The 16664-nt window shown below is 39.7% G+C and carries 21 protein-coding genes; 2 read left to right on the top strand and 19 right to left on the bottom strand.

Features of this window, described 5'->3' with window-relative positions; translation table 11 throughout:
* Positions 1 to 5: 5 nt before the first annotated feature.
* The 19 genes from fliT to degS form a co-directional block, all read right to left on the bottom strand.
* Positions 6 to 347: a flagellar protein FliT gene (fliT, locus tag AXI57_RS02810; RefSeq protein ID WP_003326734.1), complete on the bottom strand. Its 342-nt coding sequence runs from the start codon at positions 345 to 347 to the stop codon at positions 6 to 8.
* A complete protein-coding gene (gene fliS / locus AXI57_RS02805) occupies positions 344 to 745 on the bottom strand; it encodes a flagellar export chaperone FliS (RefSeq protein ID WP_003326733.1) in 402 nt (133 codons plus the stop codon). The genes fliT and fliS overlap by 4 nt, the downstream gene beginning before the upstream one ends.
* Positions 746 to 760: 15 nt before the next feature.
* Entirely contained in the window at positions 761 to 2263 is a 1503-nt protein-coding gene (locus AXI57_RS02800) for a flagellar hook-associated protein 2 (RefSeq protein WP_061669181.1), read from the bottom strand.
* Positions 2264 to 2281: 18 nt separating this feature from the next.
* Positions 2282 to 2620 carry a flagellar protein FlaG gene (gene flaG, locus AXI57_RS02795; protein WP_013390666.1) on the bottom strand — a complete coding sequence of 113 codons (339 nt, stop codon included), beginning with the start codon at positions 2618 to 2620 and terminating at the stop codon, positions 2282 to 2284.
* A 285-nt stretch (positions 2621 to 2905) separates the two neighbouring features.
* Complete coding sequence (hag, locus tag AXI57_RS02790; protein WP_061669180.1) at positions 2906 to 3856, bottom strand: flagellin Hag; 951 nt, start codon at positions 3854 to 3856, stop codon at positions 2906 to 2908.
* 144 nt (positions 3857 to 4000) lie between these two features.
* Positions 4001 to 4225: a carbon storage regulator CsrA gene (gene csrA / locus AXI57_RS02785; RefSeq protein WP_061669179.1), complete on the bottom strand. Its 225-nt coding sequence runs from the start codon at positions 4223 to 4225 to the stop codon at positions 4001 to 4003.
* Positions 4219 to 4650, bottom strand: coding sequence for a flagellar assembly protein FliW (fliW, locus tag AXI57_RS02780; protein ID WP_061570800.1), 432 nt, complete (start codon positions 4648 to 4650; stop codon positions 4219 to 4221). The genes csrA and fliW overlap by 7 nt, the downstream gene beginning before the upstream one ends.
* Positions 4651 to 4684: 34 nt before the next feature.
* Positions 4685 to 5251, bottom strand: coding sequence for a DUF6470 family protein (locus AXI57_RS02775; RefSeq protein WP_003326726.1), 567 nt, complete (start codon positions 5249 to 5251; stop codon positions 4685 to 4687).
* 47 nt (positions 5252 to 5298) lie between these two features.
* Positions 5299 to 6195: a flagellar hook-associated protein FlgL gene (flgL, locus tag AXI57_RS02770; protein ID WP_061669178.1), complete on the bottom strand. Its 897-nt coding sequence runs from the start codon at positions 6193 to 6195 to the stop codon at positions 5299 to 5301.
* 11 nt (positions 6196 to 6206) lie between these two features.
* Positions 6207 to 7730, bottom strand: coding sequence for a flagellar hook-associated protein FlgK (flgK, locus tag AXI57_RS02765; RefSeq protein WP_061669177.1), 1524 nt, complete (start codon positions 7728 to 7730; stop codon positions 6207 to 6209).
* Positions 7731 to 7746: 16 nt separating this feature from the next.
* Positions 7747 to 8229, bottom strand: a complete 483-nt coding sequence (locus tag AXI57_RS02760; protein WP_061669176.1) for a flagellar protein FlgN — start codon at positions 8227 to 8229, stop codon at positions 7747 to 7749.
* A gap of 15 nt (positions 8230 to 8244) precedes the next feature.
* Positions 8245 to 8505 carry a flagellar biosynthesis anti-sigma factor FlgM gene (gene flgM, locus AXI57_RS02755; protein ID WP_003326722.1) on the bottom strand — a complete coding sequence of 87 codons (261 nt, stop codon included), beginning with the start codon at positions 8503 to 8505 and terminating at the stop codon, positions 8245 to 8247.
* A gap of 79 nt (positions 8506 to 8584) precedes the next feature.
* Entirely contained in the window at positions 8585 to 9004 is a 420-nt protein-coding gene (locus AXI57_RS02750) for a TIGR03826 family flagellar region protein (RefSeq protein WP_003326721.1), read from the bottom strand.
* Between the two features lie 71 nt (positions 9005 to 9075).
* Complete coding sequence (locus AXI57_RS02745) at positions 9076 to 9798, bottom strand: double zinc ribbon domain-containing protein (RefSeq protein WP_155723718.1); 723 nt, start codon at positions 9796 to 9798, stop codon at positions 9076 to 9078.
* Positions 9762 to 10058 carry a late competence protein ComFB gene (gene comFB, locus AXI57_RS02740; RefSeq protein ID WP_003326719.1) on the bottom strand — a complete coding sequence of 99 codons (297 nt, stop codon included), beginning with the start codon at positions 10056 to 10058 and terminating at the stop codon, positions 9762 to 9764. The genes AXI57_RS02745 and comFB overlap by 37 nt, the downstream gene beginning before the upstream one ends.
* Positions 10059 to 10114: 56 nt before the next feature.
* On the bottom strand, positions 10115 to 11512 hold the full coding sequence (comFA, locus tag AXI57_RS02735) for an ATP-dependent helicase ComFA (RefSeq protein WP_061669174.1): 1398 nt from the start codon (positions 11510 to 11512) through the stop codon (positions 10115 to 10117).
* A gap of 106 nt (positions 11513 to 11618) precedes the next feature.
* A complete protein-coding gene (locus tag AXI57_RS02730; RefSeq protein ID WP_061669173.1) occupies positions 11619 to 12461 on the bottom strand; it encodes a DegV family protein in 843 nt (280 codons plus the stop codon).
* Positions 12462 to 12567: 106 nt separating this feature from the next.
* A complete protein-coding gene (degU, locus tag AXI57_RS02725) occupies positions 12568 to 13257 on the bottom strand; it encodes a two-component system response regulator DegU (protein WP_003219701.1) in 690 nt (229 codons plus the stop codon).
* Between the two features lie 76 nt (positions 13258 to 13333).
* The gene (gene degS, locus AXI57_RS02720) at positions 13334 to 14497 is read right to left on the bottom strand and encodes a two-component sensor histidine kinase DegS (protein WP_003326714.1); all 1164 of its coding nucleotides are present in this window, start codon (positions 14495 to 14497) and stop codon (positions 13334 to 13336) included.
* A gap of 217 nt (positions 14498 to 14714) precedes the next feature.
* Here degS and AXI57_RS02715 point away from each other — a divergent pair, with 217 nt between their 5' ends.
* Positions 14715 to 15368, top strand: a complete 654-nt coding sequence (locus tag AXI57_RS02715) for a YigZ family protein (RefSeq protein ID WP_003326713.1) — start codon at positions 14715 to 14717, stop codon at positions 15366 to 15368.
* Positions 15368 to 16624, top strand: a complete 1257-nt coding sequence (locus tag AXI57_RS02710; RefSeq protein ID WP_061669172.1) for an LCP family protein — start codon at positions 15368 to 15370, stop codon at positions 16622 to 16624. The genes AXI57_RS02715 and AXI57_RS02710 overlap by 1 nt, the downstream gene beginning before the upstream one ends.
* Positions 16625 to 16664 lie beyond the last annotated feature (40 nt).

The following is a 16664-nucleotide window of genomic DNA, read 5'->3' as shown; positions in this document are numbered from 1 at the left end:
CTCACCTATTTACGCTTGTCATAATAACGTCCGTCAACCGTGATGTTGTTATACGGATTTAAATACGTTGTATGTACGGCACGCTTTTTTTTCAGCTTATGCAGCTCACTTTTTAAAGACAGCTTAATTCTTTGCATTTCCTGAACAATCTGCTGATCCCACGTTAATACAAGTTTGATCTGATTTTTCTCTTCATCTGAAAGAGGAAGCGATATCTCTTTGATTAAACCTTCTCGTTTCGAAAGAAAATCTTCGATTTCTTTAACGAGTTCGTCACTTTCAGACGTCCCTTGTATATGTGTCAGCATGTTCTTCGTTTCACTGTATAACAGCTCCGTTTTCCTCATACAATTCCGCCTGATCCGTGCCGGTCTTTGCGCTCGATTTGAATCGCCTGTTTCCACGCATCACGAAAATCAGTAATGTAACCCTCAATTTCAGCCAAAATATCCTTATCACTTTGTATATTCGCTTCTACCAATTTACGGTGAATATATTCATACATCGCTCCCATTGAACCGGAAAGCTCAATGTCACGGTTAAGAGTAATATTTAATTCCTGAATAATGTTTTGTGCTTTGATGAGATTTACATTTTTGCTTTCCATATCACCCAAATGAATAGCCTGATTTGCAAGTTTTATAAATTTCAAACAGCCATTATACAACATAAGCGTCAATTCACCTGGAGTTGCGGTATTAATAGAATTTTGCTGATAAGCTGTATAAGGATTTTGGATTGCCATTTTTTACCCTCCGAATTACATAGATTGTGAAAGAAATTGCGTTAAATAGGTTGATTGCTCATTCATTTTTTGAATCGCCGTCTCCATTGCAGTGAATTTTGTATAATAGCGGTTTTCGATATTTGCGAGACGGTCCTTCAAACTTGTGATATCGGTACTGACCGTATTAAGACTTTTGCCGATTGAGAAGTTACTGTTAGTCATCGTTGAATTTCCGGCTTTGTTTTCTATGCTTTTGACTGTATTTTTTAATGAGTCATTTAAACGGTTAATAATCCCTTTTTCACCATAACTGCTGCTGCTCGTACCGCCCGCAAACAAATTAACCACACTTTGAGGATCTTCTTCTATTTTTGCTTTCAGCTTTTCTTCATTTATCTCTAAGTGTCCTCGTTTTAAATAAGTACTTGAGGTAGCAATGCCAAATTCGGTTAATTGATAGGATTTACCATCTACAGTGACGTTTGAATAGAAGTCAGTCCTCATTTGGTTTGTTCCGCCGCTTAAAATACTGTCATTTCTTAAAAGGCCGCTTTTTGCTTTTTCTTCCCACAGCTCAACCTCTTTATCTGACATCGCCTCTTTTTGATCAGATGTTAAAGGAGTATAATCTCTGTATTTTGTCTGTTGCAGCTTTTCATTGATGCCGTCAATTAATTCATTATATTTAGTAACGAAATCCTTAATTTTATTATAAATACCGTCTACATCTGTAGAAACGGAAGTTGTAATGGGACCGGTTTTTTCCGTTGTGCCCTTTAGTGTGTAAGTTACACCGTTTACTGCAAAGGTATTAGAGGTTTTTTCCATTGTAAAACCATTGATTTTCACTTCTGCATTTTGCCCTTTTTGATCAGCAGTAAGTTTATTTTCAGCATCAAGTGTAAATCCGAGCTGATTGGACATAAAGCCCGCAGTCGTATCATCTGCTGCCTGAATACTGCCCCCTGCTCCGGTCGCTTTTGATGAGAAAGCAATCGTTTCAACATATTCAGAACCGTTATAAATTTTGTCTTTAAAAGCAGAAACCCCTAAATTTGATTTGTTAATCTTAGCAATCACCTTATCAATTGTGTCTGTACTGCTGATGCTGATATCTACAGTTTTTGCCTCAGTTTCACCTGGCGCGGTGACATTAAATGATAAACTGTAATCACCAGCCGTGTAACTTGTATAATTGGAAGATTTATATGTGGAAGAAGTCGCAAGTTTAGCTACTTCAACTGATGTTGATGTATTTTGAGCGCTGCTGGCCGCAGTAGCTGTCACAACTGCTTCATTTGAACTTGTAACTGTTTTACTATTATATACACTTGGATAAGTTAACGTATTTTGCGAAATATAATTTTGTAATTCACTTATTTTTGTATTGACTTCCCGATAGCTGTCACGCTGCCATTCAAGAAGCTGCTTTTTTTGTGTCAGTTTATCTAGCGGTACACGTTCCGTTTTCATTAAATTGCTGACGATTTCATCAACATCCATACCTGAAGCCAAACCTGTTATTCTTGTTACCATACCCAAACAACTCCTATCTTACATTGATTTATCAACTAGTAATCCTATAAACTCAGCCATAGCCGCATAAAAATCAAGCCATTGTTTTGGCGGGATTTCACGGATAACCGCTTCTGTTTTGCTGTCAACGACCTTCACGTAATATTCATCTAACTTTTCATGAAGCTCGAACTTAAGATGAACTTGGGACGGCTCCAAAAGCTTGTTGGCTTTCTGTATCGTTTGTTCAACTTGTGAAGACACCCCTTGCTCCGAAGCTGCTCCGTTTATTACCGCCTCTTCATCTCGACCACTTACCATGCGAGTATGATAAGCATCCCAGATAGATTCAAATGATGTAAAACGTTCAATATTCAATTTTAACCATCCCCCATTTGATGATCTACCGTTTATATCGACTAAGTTCAGTTAAATTACATGTTTTTTTGGAAAAAAACTCATGTTGATTTATAGTAAAATGAAGAGTAAAAGAGTAAATAGTTCAACTCATTTTATGAAAAATTTCATTTTAACATAAGGATCGGTTTCAGTATAAAAATCATTTTAAATTGAAGACGCTGACGAAGAAGATTAATGAAAGGAGATATTTATTTCTACAAAGAAAAAGACCTTAGCAAAGCTAAGGTCTTTTTGAACGTGCTGTTATTGTAACAATTGAAGAACTGATTGCGGCTGTTGGTTCGCTTGAGCAAGCATAGCTTGAGAAGCTTGAGAAAGAATGTTGTTCTTAGTGAACTCGCTCATTTCTTTAGCCATGTCTACGTCACGGATACGAGACTCAGCAGCTGTTAAGTTTTCAGAAGAAGCACCAAGGTTATTGATTGTGTGCTCTAGACGGTTTTGAACCGCACCAAGTTTTGAACGTTGAGTTGAAACTTGTTTAGTAGCTGCGTCAATAGCAGAAAGTTGGTTCTCAAAAGAGAATTTTGCTTTGTCTTCGTCTGATAGATCTTTTCCATCTGCTGCTTTTCCAGTTAGTTTTGTAACGTCTAAGTCAGCAATTTTAAATCCTTCTACTGCGTTCCCAGCATCGTCTTTTGTATCTGCTGTCCCAAGAGATTTAACAGACATGTCCTCGATGTTTACTGTAAGAGTTTGTTGGTCGTTTGCGCCAATTTGGAATTGAAGCTGATTTCCGCTTGCAGAACTGAAATCACCATTAAGTAGGTTCTTGCCGTTAAATTGAGTACGGTCAGAGATACCTTTACTTGCTCCGTCAACGCCACCGATTTCTTCTAGTAAAGAACCGATCTCATCTTGAATTGCTCCAAGATCAGTAGTATCTTGAGTACCTGTGTTGTTAGCTTGAACAGCTAGTTCACGCACACGTTGAAGGATAGAGTGAGTTTCAGTTAATGCACCCTCTGCTGTTTGGATAAGAGAGATTCCGTCTTGAGAGTTTTTAGAAGCCATGTCCAGACCTCTGATTTGTCCTCTCATTTTTTCAGAAATCGCAAGACCAGCAGCGTCATCTCCTGCACGGTTAATGCGAAGACCTGAAGAAAGTTTCTCCATGTTCTTCTGTGAAGCGTTGCTGTTAGCTGAAAGCTGGCGGTACGTGTTTAATGCCGCAATATTGTGATTAATTCTCATTTTGTTGTTCCTCCCTGAATATGTTTTATAGCACGTCCTTGTGCTTATATTATGTAACGGCTGAAGCCCAATGTTCTTCCTGCCGGTTACATATTTAATATCGGACTGTGCTTAAATTTATTAATACAAAAAAGAAAAAAATCCTCACTTTTTTTGTGAGGATAGCGCAGATAATAGATTGTTGGAAAAAGAAGCTGCCCGATTATTTTCTTCTTGAATCGTTAAATAGATTTCTTTTCTGTGAATATCAATATGCTTTGGAGCATCGATGCCCAATTTCACCTGATCTCCTTCAACAGCAATAATTTTCACTTCAATATCATCGCCGATTTGAATCGCTTCATTGAATTTCCGTGATAAAACTAACATGATTCTCCTCCGATCGGATGCTTTGTCGTATATGAGGAGTTGTGTAATACTACTTGCTTTGCCAGCATATTTTTACGATTCACAATAATTGGAGCTAGCAAATTCGCTGTTGATTTCTCAAAAGGCTCTTCCATTGTTAATATTGTCATGACTTCAACATCTTCAATATTTTCAATCTCCAAAAGCTCTGCTGCGGATTCACTAAGATCAAATTCGTAACCTTTAAAAAAGACGAACGGACTTACGACAATAAACGCAAGGTTCTCTGTTACGACTGACTGCAAGACAACGAACGGAGAGTCTTCTGAAAGCGGCAAAATGACAAACTGTTTTTCTTCTGAAAATCCAGGGAGCCCGCTTTCAAAAACAATCATTTGTTCTTCTTTAACGTTCGTTTGGCCATGGTATTTTGTTTTAATGAACATTGTTCACGATCCTTTTCATTTTTACTTTTCAACCTTACGCTTTTTTAGGATATACTACATCTATTTTTAAATCAGGATATTGCAGCATGTCAACCTTAACGTTTCCGGGCGTATAATCAATGATTGGTTTACGCGGCGCTGCCTGAATAACCGGTTTATGCGGCGTTACGTTTATATGAAGCTCCGATGGGGTGTAATCGACTTTTACTCTTGAAAGAGATGGAGTGAAATTTTTACCCAATTCAATAGGATGATGGGCAGCGTTTCGTTTCGCCTGGGACGCAATCGGGTTTCCTCCATTTTCAATCCTCATGAGCTCGTCTCCTTCATCTGCAGCTCTTGCTATTCCATCAAGTACATCTTGACGGCCTTTTTGTGCAGCTTCTTCTATCCTTTTAAATATATGTTTCCTGTCTAAGTCTTCCCAAGCTTTTGTTTGATCTATCGTAAGTTTTGAAGGTGTTACTGACATATCCAGTTCAGCCTCGGGCTGTTCGATTTTTAAATCCGCTTCAGGCTGCTCCATTTTTACGCTTGCCGGAATTGTTGTCAAACTAATTTTGGCAGGAATACTTTGCATGGCTAACATCGGTATCTCCATCATAATGCCTCCTAAATTGTAAAAAAAGCGGACTCATTAAGAGCCGCTTACTTTAAAAAGTCAATCAATGTAGGCTGAACGATTTTCGCATTTACAGCCAGTGCTGCTCTGTGAACACTTGCCTGAGCAATAAAATCGGTTATCACTTTTTCAAGTTCTACGTCTTCATTATCAGATAATACTTTTGTAGCCGTCTCTTCCTGTGTCTCTAAGCGTGTATTGATTAATTCTAATCGGTTATATCGCGCACCAATATCAGAACGTTCGGCACTCATGCCGTCAGTAAACTGATCAATGTCTGATAAAGTTGATTTCAGATCGTCTACCGATCCTGAATTTAATGCATTTTCAAGCGAATCAAGCATTTCAAATACATTTTGACCGCTTGCTGATGTACCTCCGAAGGCCGATTTCGGATCTGAGTTCACCTTTAAAGTCATATTAGTTGAAATATTGACATTGACATCATCTGCGTCAGATATGGTATAGGTTCCATCACCATTATCCACTACCGGAGGGCTATCTGAATTAGTCCCATTAAATATATAGCGTCCATTTACCTGTGTATTGGCTATATTAAGAAGCTGCTCTTTTAGTTGATTAACTTCAACGCCTATAGATTTTAATTCAGCCTCGCCATTTTGGCCATTTTTAGCTTTAACGACAAGATCCCTTACTTTTGACAATACGTCAATACCTTCAGTAATGTTCGTTTCTGTATTTTCAAGCCAAGTGAAGGCTTGTGAAGCATTGCTTTGGTATTGTTTAACCTGAGATAACTGCGTATTATATTTTAAACTTTTCATAGCAACAATCGGATCATCAGAAGCCTTAGAGATTTTTTTACCTGATGAAACTTGAGATTGAAGTTTATCAAGCTTAGCATAGCTTGAACCAATATAGCGCAAGGAGTTTTGCTGAATCATACCTTGTGTTACTCTCATTTACCCGTCACCTATCTTCCGCCGGCACCCATGCCGTTTATCACTTTATCAAGCATTTCATCTTGTAATGTAACCATTCGCGCGGCAGCATTGTATGCATGCTGAAATTGAATCATGTTGGTCATTTCTTCGTCTAATGAGACTGCACTCATTTGCTGGCGGTTTAAATCAGCAGCATTCAGCTGTGTTTCTGTGTTAGCCGCTAAACGGTTCGCCTCTTGTGTTTTGATGCCTAATTCGCCTATTAAACTTGCATAGTAATCTAAAACCGTGGTTTTCTTTCCGCTAATTGTTATATTACCGGTTAAAACACTTGCTAGTTTTGTGGCATTTGAATTATCGTTAGGTTCGCCGCTTAATGAAAAAGCAATGTTTTGGCCTTTTGAATTTTTAATGCTGTCAGTCACTTTAATCTTAGCGGCTGCTCCTTTTGCAGGATTAGCTTCCCCGCTGCTAAAGTCAAAGAAATCGCCGCCTTGTTCACCGCTGGCGGTTAAGCCATTTCTGTGCACCTCATTAAAAGCTTTAGCAAATTCAAGCGCCATGTTATCAAGATCAGAAAGCATTTCTGGATAAATGCCTTTTTCTTCTCCAGCTGCAGTCACATACCCGTATGATTGGATAAAACCTAACAAAGAGCCGTTGCTGCTGAATGAATCTGCCTGTATCTCGGAATCCCCGATAGACACACTTTTTGCCAGACCGGTTTCTTCATCATAATTCACTTTTAACTCTGTAGCCTTGTAATCTTTCCCGTCCAAAACAGTTCCAAGAGACTGTTTGTTCTTATCAAGGATTTCGATTGATACAGTACCTTCAGATGAGGCAAGTGCATTTCCACCTGATTTATTATAGCTGACCTTTATATCAACTAAAGATGACAATTTATCAAGAAGCACATCTCTTTGATCATACAAGCCGTTTGGAAGATTTCCCGATGGTTCGACCTGTGCAATCTGCTGATTTAAACTGTTTAATTGAGACAGCAGGGAGTTAACATCTAAGACACTGCTATCAAGTTCAGTTTTTAAATTTGACTGAACATTTGTAAGTGACTCAGAAATATGATTAAATGCACCAGCAACATCCTGTCCTTTTTGAGAAACAACAGAACGTGCGCTGTCTTCATTTGAATTGTTTGTTAATTCCTGTAATGACTTCCAAAAAGAATTAAGCACACTGCTTAAACCGCTGTCATCGGTTTCATTCATTACACCTTCCATTTGCCCGAGAGCGTTAGCCCTAGTATCATAATATCCCGAGTTGTTATTCTGTAACCGATATTGATAGTCAAGAAAGCTGTCTCTTATCCTTTCAACTGACTTCGCTTCTACACCGGTTCCCATTTGGCCCGCTACTTTTTCCGCGTTTTTTGAAACAGCAGGAAACGAGCTTGTTGCCTCTAATGAGACCCTTTGTCTTGTGTAGCCATCTGTATTTGCGTTGGCAACATTATTAGCTGTGGTGCTTAAAGCAGCCTGCTGAGCACTTAGCGCCCGCCTTGCTGTTTCAAGGCCCATAAAGGTCGATGACATGTTCAAATCCTCCGTTCTAAGCTTGTGAATCAAATAATTTTAATCGGCTTCCCGCCGGATGGTTTGCTTGAACTGATTGTCCGTAATTAATGTTATTCTCCTGAGGAACAAGCATATCAAACGTAAGGGAGATAAATTGCAATGCCTGTTTCGTAAGCTGTTTATTCAGCTCATTTATTTCCTTTAAGCCGTTAAGCTGTTCAGAAAGCGATTGAAATAACTGTTCAAGCTCGGTTTTTTCCTTACCGGAAGCCTTTTTTATGCATGCTGTAACTGTATTGTTTTTACCAAAACCCAGAAATTCAGAAGTTGCTTTCATCCGTTCTTCTTCTACTTGTCCAATTGCTTGAATATATTTTTGCTCTTTTGTCAAAATGTTAGAAAGCTCTTTTGTTTTGCCGGCCTTTAGCGCTTCGGTTTTTACTTCAGAAAGCGTGAGCAAATGTTCATGCAGAACGCAAAGTCGCTTTAATTGTTCAATAATTGGCTTTGCTGACATCGGCTTTCTCCTTTTTTATTGCTTTTTATAAAAATTCACCATGTTTTCCGCAATGCTGTTTCCGTCCACTTTATAGGACCCGTTTTCAATCTCGGCTTTTAGCTGTGCAATTTTTTCCTGACGAGACTTAATGTCTGATGCATTTTGGAGTTCTTTTGCCTGTGAAGAAATTTCAACTTTATCTTTAGGCTGTGCAGATGTTTTTTGCACGGCTTGTTTATCGTAATTTTTTTGATATGGATTAACGGATTGTGTTCCAAATTGATTGATTTTCATAGGATTCCTCTCGCTTTCCGTTGCAGTCTTTAAACAATCTAACCCTTTTATCGACTGCGTTTTCAGTTAGTTTAGGGAATCAGCTGTTTTTGGTATTATAGGCATAGTATGTGTCTTTAGAACCATTTCCACCCTTTGATTTCGAAGCGATCTCTTGGTTCAAACGGTCCATTTGCCCCTCAATATCTGACTGGCAAGCCTTGCAGAATTTGCCTTCCCGTATTGATGTACCGCACCTTTCACAAGGATATGCCAAATTCGGAAGATGAGTGATTTGAATTCTTTTTTGTCTGATGAATTTTAAAATCAGCTCTTCTTCCACACCTGTTTCCTCGGTAATGCGGTTAAGTGTGGATTGCCGGTTTTCTTGTTTTCTTAAAAATTTATATACAGTTTCAAATGCTTTTTCTTCTTCCTTAATACACGCCTGACATACAGTTTGCAGCTTTGTTTTTAAAAATAAAGCATTGCACTTTGGACAATTCGCCAGTTCACCCATCGTTTTAACTCCTATTCTTTAATATGCCTGTTATATTTCTAAAAATTATATCGGCACAAATACAGAATGATTTAGCTTCTGATTAAAGTAAAAGAGGACACAGAGCCTGCTTTTCCTTTTTCCAATAAACAGCGGGCTGCATGGTGTAAGGTAGCGCCAGTGGTATAAAGATCATCGATTAATATGACATCCATATCTCCAACGGAATTGATTTCAGTATCAAAAACACGTTTGAAAAGGAGCCGTTCCGCTTTGTTTTTCTTGGATTGTTTTTCATTATCCAGACGGGTTAGGGAATGAATGATGGGCCGGTCTAAACATTTCGCCAGAAGCTCTGACTGGTTAAACCCGCGCTCTGCTTTCCGTTCCTCACTCAGCGGGATTGGAATGAGCACATAGCTTTTTTCAGGATAGACAGTTGAAAATTCCGATACAAAATCAGTCTTAAAAACATGCAAAAGCTTTGCGTCTCCTCTGAATTTAAAACGGGCCAGCGATTCTTTCATCATCTCATTATATAAATAAACAGAACGGTTTCGGCTTAAAAGGAAGCCTCTATCAATCCTTGATTCCCATTCGGTGCAATCGGGGCATTTTTCATTTGTGTTTTGAGGTCTGCCGCATGAAGGGCAAACCGTTCCTGCGATCCTTTGTAATTGTTTTTTGCACGGATGACAGACCTTTTCGTCCGGCTCTAATAAAAATAAAGATCTCCACGTAAGAGATTGAGAAAACTGCGAATCACACAATAAGCAGTTCAGCTTTTTTGCTCCTCTCTTTTTTTCGTCACACAATTATCGCCTGGGCCGGCTGACACGATAGCAGCCGATTCAGCCAATATAACAAGCATCGCCGTATTTTTCTGTTTATCAACAAGTTCGGCTTTGTTATACGCAATCTTTTTTTTATCTGTAACATAGCTTGGTTTCACTTGGTTTAAAGAAAGTGCCAGTACATCATTCTTGCATATTGGGCATGTGCATTTCATATGAAGCTGATCAATATAACGGTCAAGAAGCTCTTTCATCACGATTTCTTTTGAATTGACAAGCATTTTTACAGCTCCTCGTTGAATGTTTGAGTATACTGTAACATATTTTTACAAATTAACTAGTCTATTAATTCGTTTTTTCTTGCCAATTTATTCATTTCGTTTATATGATTTCTGGCATCTATCATACTCTTTGTTTTTCCAAAGTGAAAATATATGACGTCACCCTGAGCATGTTTTTTATGCCGCCCTGTCCTCCCGGCGATTTGGACGAGTGCGCTCTCAGTAAATATAGGCGATTCAGCTCCCAATACGCCAGTCTGCACCATTGGAATAGTAACTCCTCTTTCTAATATGGTCGTTGTGATTAATACATCAAGCCGGCCGTCCCTGAATTGCTGCACTTTCTCTTTACGGTTCTTATCTTCCGCATGCACACCCGCTGTCCGATATCTCATGCCGGCGAAACAGGCAGTAACTTTCTCTAAAACGGAAACAGACGGCACAAATAAAAAAACAGGTCTGCCTACTTTCACATGCTGTTCTACCCATATTTTCACCTGTTTCGGAATTTTGCTTCCGGCTAATTTTTTTTGCCAGTTTCCGCACCAGCAAAAACGTGGTTCAGGCAATGGTTTCCGGTGATGTCTTGCGGGTATGCGAACCGAGTTTAACTTCCCTATATGCGCTTTCTTTTTTAATTCTTTGGAAGGTGTTGCACTTAAATAAATGAGGGTGCTGTTTTTCTTTCTTGCTTTTTGAACAGCAAACTGGAGAGTTTGATCAGCAGAATAAGGAAAAGCATCAACTTCGTCTATGATGATGACGTCAAATGCTTCTTTGTAACGTAATAGCTGATGTGTCGTTGAAATCATCAGCGGGGACAGGCTCCCTTTATCTTCACTCCCTCCGTAAAGGGCTGAGACCTTTGTGGTCTGAAAGGCGGTTTTCAGCCTTGGAGTAAGCTCTAGTACGACATCGGTGCGCGGTGTTGCAATACATACGCGAAATCCCTGATTTAACGCAAACTCAATGCCCGGGAATAATATTTCGGTTTTACCTGCGCCGCAAACAGCCCAAATAAGAAGCTCTTCCCTTTTAGTTATCGCGTCAATTAAAATATCCGCCGCTTTTTGCTGTCCAAGAGAGAGTTTACCTTCCCAAGTAAGCTTTATAGGCTGCCAGCTTGCTTCCACCTCCTTTATCCATGAATATAAGAAAATGTTCTCGCTTACTCTTCCCATCATGACACACGAACGGCAATACATTTGATTTTTTTCATCTGAGCATGACCAGTAGGAGGAAAAATACCGCTTATCATTTTGGCCGCACCTGTTACACAAATAACCCTTTTTATTTTTGATGATTGATTTTTCAGCGGAAATAAAACCATGCTCAATATGCCAGTTGATAAGTTCCTCAGAGAATGGGATTTCAGTTCTAAGCAAGTGGCGGTGATGAAGGAACTGCTGCAGATCAGCAGAGAATAAAGGTTTCTTTTCCAACTCAGTCTGCATAACGCACTGCCTCCTTGGGAAAAAGTATGCCTGACCGAAAATTCTCTGTCCAATCTAAAAAAACAGAATATAAAAAAACCTCCGTCTCTAAAACGGAGATTTCTGATTACATAAAACACCAGCCGATACCGATCGCGCCTTCGCCCAGATGCGTGCCGATAACCGCGCCAAAGTAACTCTTATAAAAATCGACGTGCGGATACTTTGCAGAAAGCTCTTTAATGATTTCATCAGCTTCTTCTTCCCTGTTGGCATGGATTACGGCCGCCTTCATCGGCAATCCTTTGCTTGCGTCTTCTTCCAAAAGCTCATATATCCGCAAAATCGCTTTTTTACGTGTTCGGATCTTTTCAAAAGGAACAATTAGCTTATTGTCAAAATGCAAAATAGGCTTTACCTTTAGAAGGCCCCCAATAAAAGCCTGTGCGCTGCTTAAACGCCCGCCTCGCTGAAGATGGGCTAAATCATCGACCATAAAATACGCCCGCTGTGTTTTTTTCATTTCATCCAGCTCTTTTATAATGTCTTCAGGAGCGTATCCGCTTTTAATCAACTGCGCTGCTTTAATTGCAAAAAAGCCTTGGACAAGACAGCTTATCTCAGAGTCAAACGGATAAACTTCAATATTATCCACCATTGCATTAGCAGAGGCCGCACTGTTGTATGTGCCGCTTATCCCGCTTGAAAGATGAATGCTAATAACGGCATCGTACGTTTTTCCAAGCTCTTCATACAAAGCAAGCAGCTCACCAAAGGCCGGCTGTGATGTTGTGGGAAGCTCATCATGTTTTTTTACTTCCTTGTAAAAGCTTCGCCAATCGATTTCTGTTTCCTCACGATAGGATTCGTTTCCGAATACAACATTAAGAGGAATCATATGTATATAATTCTGCTCTCTTATTTCTTTAGGAATATACGAGGTACTGTCTGTTACCACAGCAATCTTCATGTCTTTGTTACCTGCCTTATAGGTTACTTAATCTTTTTCATATATAAGAATACAAATATTTTTCATTATAAAAAAGACCTGCCATAAAAGGCAAGTCTCGCTTATCCTATCTCATTTCTACCCAGCCATTTTTAATCGCGACCACAACTGCTTGCGTCCGATCGTTTACGTTCATTTTTTGCAAAATATTGCTGACATGATTTTTGACTGTTTTTTCACTGATAAATAGTGATTCGCCTATACCGCGGTTGCTTTTACCGTCTGCAAGCATTTGCAGCACTTCACATTCCCGCCTGGTTAGAATATGTAATGGTCTCCGAATTTCCGGATAAACCTCATGCTGAGGATGGGCAGAAACTCCGCTTGTTGCAAGACGTCGAAACTCGTTTACAAGATTGTGAGTGACCTTCGGATGGAGATATGAACCGCCTTCCGCCACCACTTTAACTGCTTCGATTAAAGTATCAGCGTCCATTTCTTTCAGCAGATAACCTCTTGCGCCTGTTTTTAAGGCATGTGTCACATAATTTTCATCATCATGAATAGACAAGATAATTACTTTTGATTCTGGATACAGCTCTACAAGCTGCTTAGTAGCTTCCACACCATTTACATTCGGCATATTAATATCCATAATGACTACGTCAGGATGATAGTGCTCAACAATACGAGCTGCCTCATCTCCATCGTCACCTTCTGCTACCACTTCAAAGGTAGGTTCAAAATCTAATATTCGCTTAACACCTTCACGAAATAATTGATGGTCGTCGATAATAACAATATTTACTTTAGTCACAAGCCACGCCTCCTTATGTTATTGTTCTATATAGTCTGCTATTCGGTCAATATGCCTTTTGGCTCTATTTTACAAATTATAGAGTAAGAGATAACGGAACCTTTATCATGATGAATGTCCCAAGACCTATTTTAGAGTCTATCGTAATAGTCCCCTCAAGCAAATCTACTCTCTCTTTCATCCCAAGCAAACCAAATGATTTATTCTTTTTCTGTTTAGTATCCTTCACATCAAAGCCTTTTCCGTTATCCTTTATCATTAAGATAACAAAATCTTTTGTGACCTCAACTTTGACTGTTATTTCTTCTGATTCTGAATGCTTTAACGCGTTAGTCACTGCTTCCTGTGCGAGCCTGAAGAGCGCGACTTCAAACTGTGGCGCAATTCGCTTGTCTTCCGTATCACCGATGCACTGAAAATGTATTTTGACCTTTCCGTTGTACTCCTCGGTTGTATAAAGATATTTTCTCAGCGTGGGGATCAGACCCAAATCATCTAGAGCCATCGGTCTTAAATCATATATAATCCTTCTGACTTCGTAAAGGGCATTTCGCACATTTTGCCGCAGATTTTTAATTTCCTGAAAACCGTCTTCAGTCCCCCGGTCGCGAAAGATTCGTTCGATTAATTCAGATCTCATCATCACATTTGCCAGCATCTGCGCGGGACCGTCATGAATTTCTCTGGAAACTCTTTTTCTTTCTTCTTCTTGGGCTTCAATAATCCTCAATCCAAAATCCTGTTTCGCCTGAGCGTCTGCAAGAAGCAACCCGACTTGCCGCAAATCTTGATTCAGATAGTTTAACACCACAGTAATTTGGCTGACTAACGATTCTGACCGTTCAATAATTTCCTGAAGGCCTAACAGCCTGCGTTCTAAATCATCCCTGCGCTCCCGCAGCTGCTTTTCACGCTGCTGAATCATTGTCAGTTCGACTTGAAGTTTATGTGCTTTTTCATAGGCATTGCGGATTTCCTCTTCACTGAATCTATGAAAATTGCGGCTGACCTCTGATAAACGGTTTCTGGCATGGCGGGTATGCACTTCTAGCTTATCACCAAGGTCAATCACTTCATATACCTGCTGTTTGATTTGTTTCAATTCTTCAACCAGCTGCTCATACTGCTGGCGGGACTGTTCCCCGATCTGAAAAACCTCGTCCTTGCTCCCGTCAACGGTCTTTAGCATCTTCATTAGAATAGAGTCCAGCACTTTGGAATCCATCTTTGTTTTATTCATAGATCTCCCTCCGTAACGGTGATGTCATATATTTTTATTATAAATGTAATTGATCTGCAATTTGTGTCGAATTATAATGAAAGAATGCGTATATTCTAGAAAAAAACATTTTTATATATTTTCTTATTCTAATAATAACAAAATACGCACAAAAATTCTAAAGCCTGTTCGAATTTGTAAAAGCAGGTATTTATGCCTGTCAGGAGGGTCAGCAAGCATGCTGCACAGCTATTTAACTGTGAAAGAAGCAGGTGAACACGAAATTGTGATTGAAAAATCACGGTTTATCTGCCATTTAAGCCGTGTTTCTTCTGAAAAAGAGGCACAGGAATTTATTCAGGATATAAAGAAACAGCACTGGAATGCCACCCATAACTGTTCTGCTTATATGATTGGCGAAACCGATCATATCCAAAAAGCGAATGACGACGGAGAGCCAAGCGGCACAGCCGGCGTGCCTATGCTTGAGGTATTGAAAAAACGCGGACTCAAGGATACTTGCGCTGTTGTAACACGGTACTTCGGAGGAATTAAGCTTGGTGCGGGCGGACTGATTCGCGCTTATGGAAAGTCAGTGTCTGAGGGTTTAAATCATATAGGAGTCGTTGAGCGGAAGCTGATGAGGATCATGCATACTTCTGTCGATTACACATGGCTCGGAAAAGTAGAAAATGAATTAAGAGAATCGCCTTATCAGCTAAAAGAAATCCATTATGCGGAACACGTCGAATTTGAGACATACGTAGAAGAGAAAGAGAAACAAGCCTTCTCTGAATGGATTACGGATTTAACAAATGGAAAAGGTGATAATACAGAAGGAGATTTGACGTATCTTGAAAAAGTCGTCAACCATCTAAAGGAGACAGAATAATGGCTGAACGTGTAAGAGTACGGGTACGTAAAAAGAAGAGTAAACGAAAGATAATTTTCAAGAGAATCTTAGTGCTGTTTGTCCTTGCCTTATTAGTTGTTGTCGGGCTGGGCGGATATAAATTATACAAAACCATCAGTGCCGCGGATGATTCGTACGACGCACTCTCACGGGGAGATAAATCAGATCTTCGGAGCGAAGTGGTTGATATGAAGAAAAAACCATTTTCCATCTTATTTATGGGAATTGAAGATTATTCGACAAAAGGCGAAAAAGGCAGATCCGATTCTCTTATCGTCGTCACTCTCGACCCAAAAAAGAAAACGATGAAAATGCTGAGTATTCCTCGTGATACACGGGTTCAGCTGCACGGTGATACAACAGGAAATAAAACGAAGATAAATGCAGCATACAGTAAAGGCGGAAAAGAAGAAACTGTTGAGACTGTTGAAGACTTCTTACAAATACCGATTGATAAATATGTAACAGTAGATTTTGACGGTTTTAAAGACGTAATTAATGAGGTTGGGGGAATTGATGTAGATGTTCCTTTCGATTTCAATGAAAAAAGTGACGTTGATAAGTCTAAAAAGATCTATTTTACTAAAGGCAAAATGCATTTAGACGGTGAGGAAGCACTTGCTTATGCACGTATGAGAAAACAAGATAAGCGCGGAGACTTTGGACGTAATGACAGACAAAAGCAGATCTTGAATGCCATCATCGATCAAATGTCTAAAGCAAGCAACATTGCAAAGATTGATAAAATTGCACAAACAGCGAGCAAAAACGTTGAAACAAATATTCGAATCACTGAAGGTTTAGCATTGCAGCAAATTTACAGCGGATTTTCCAGCAAAAACACAGAAACATTAAAAATCACAGGGTCTGATCTCTATTTAGGGGGCACGACCAGCACCAAAGGAACGTATTACTTTGAACCGGATGCTACCAACCTTGCCAATCTTCAGAAGGAGCTTCAAGATTATTTAGACTATACGCCGGAAAGCAGCAGTTCAACTGCTGACGGCACCGGCACTGATGATTCGGCCAGCTCGACATCCGGGAGTACAGGCACCGATAACTCCAGCGGCTCGACGTCCGGAAGCACAGGCAATTCCAGCGGCTCGACGTCCGGAACGACCGGTACTGATGATTCTACAAGCAGTTCAAGCCCAGACAGCTACAGCAATAGCAGCTCCGGCAGTTCAAGTTCCGATAGTACTACAAATTCAACAACTGGTTCTTCTTATTAAAATCATTCCCGGTCCTCTTTCGGATCGGGAATTTTTAAAT

The sequence above is a fragment of the Bacillus atrophaeus genome (genome assembly GCF_001584335.1).
Lineage (GTDB): Bacteria > Bacillota > Bacilli > Bacillales > Bacillaceae > Bacillus > Bacillus atrophaeus.
Note: the sequence above shows the minus strand (reverse complement) of the source record. Positions and strands in the feature narration are given on the sequence as shown.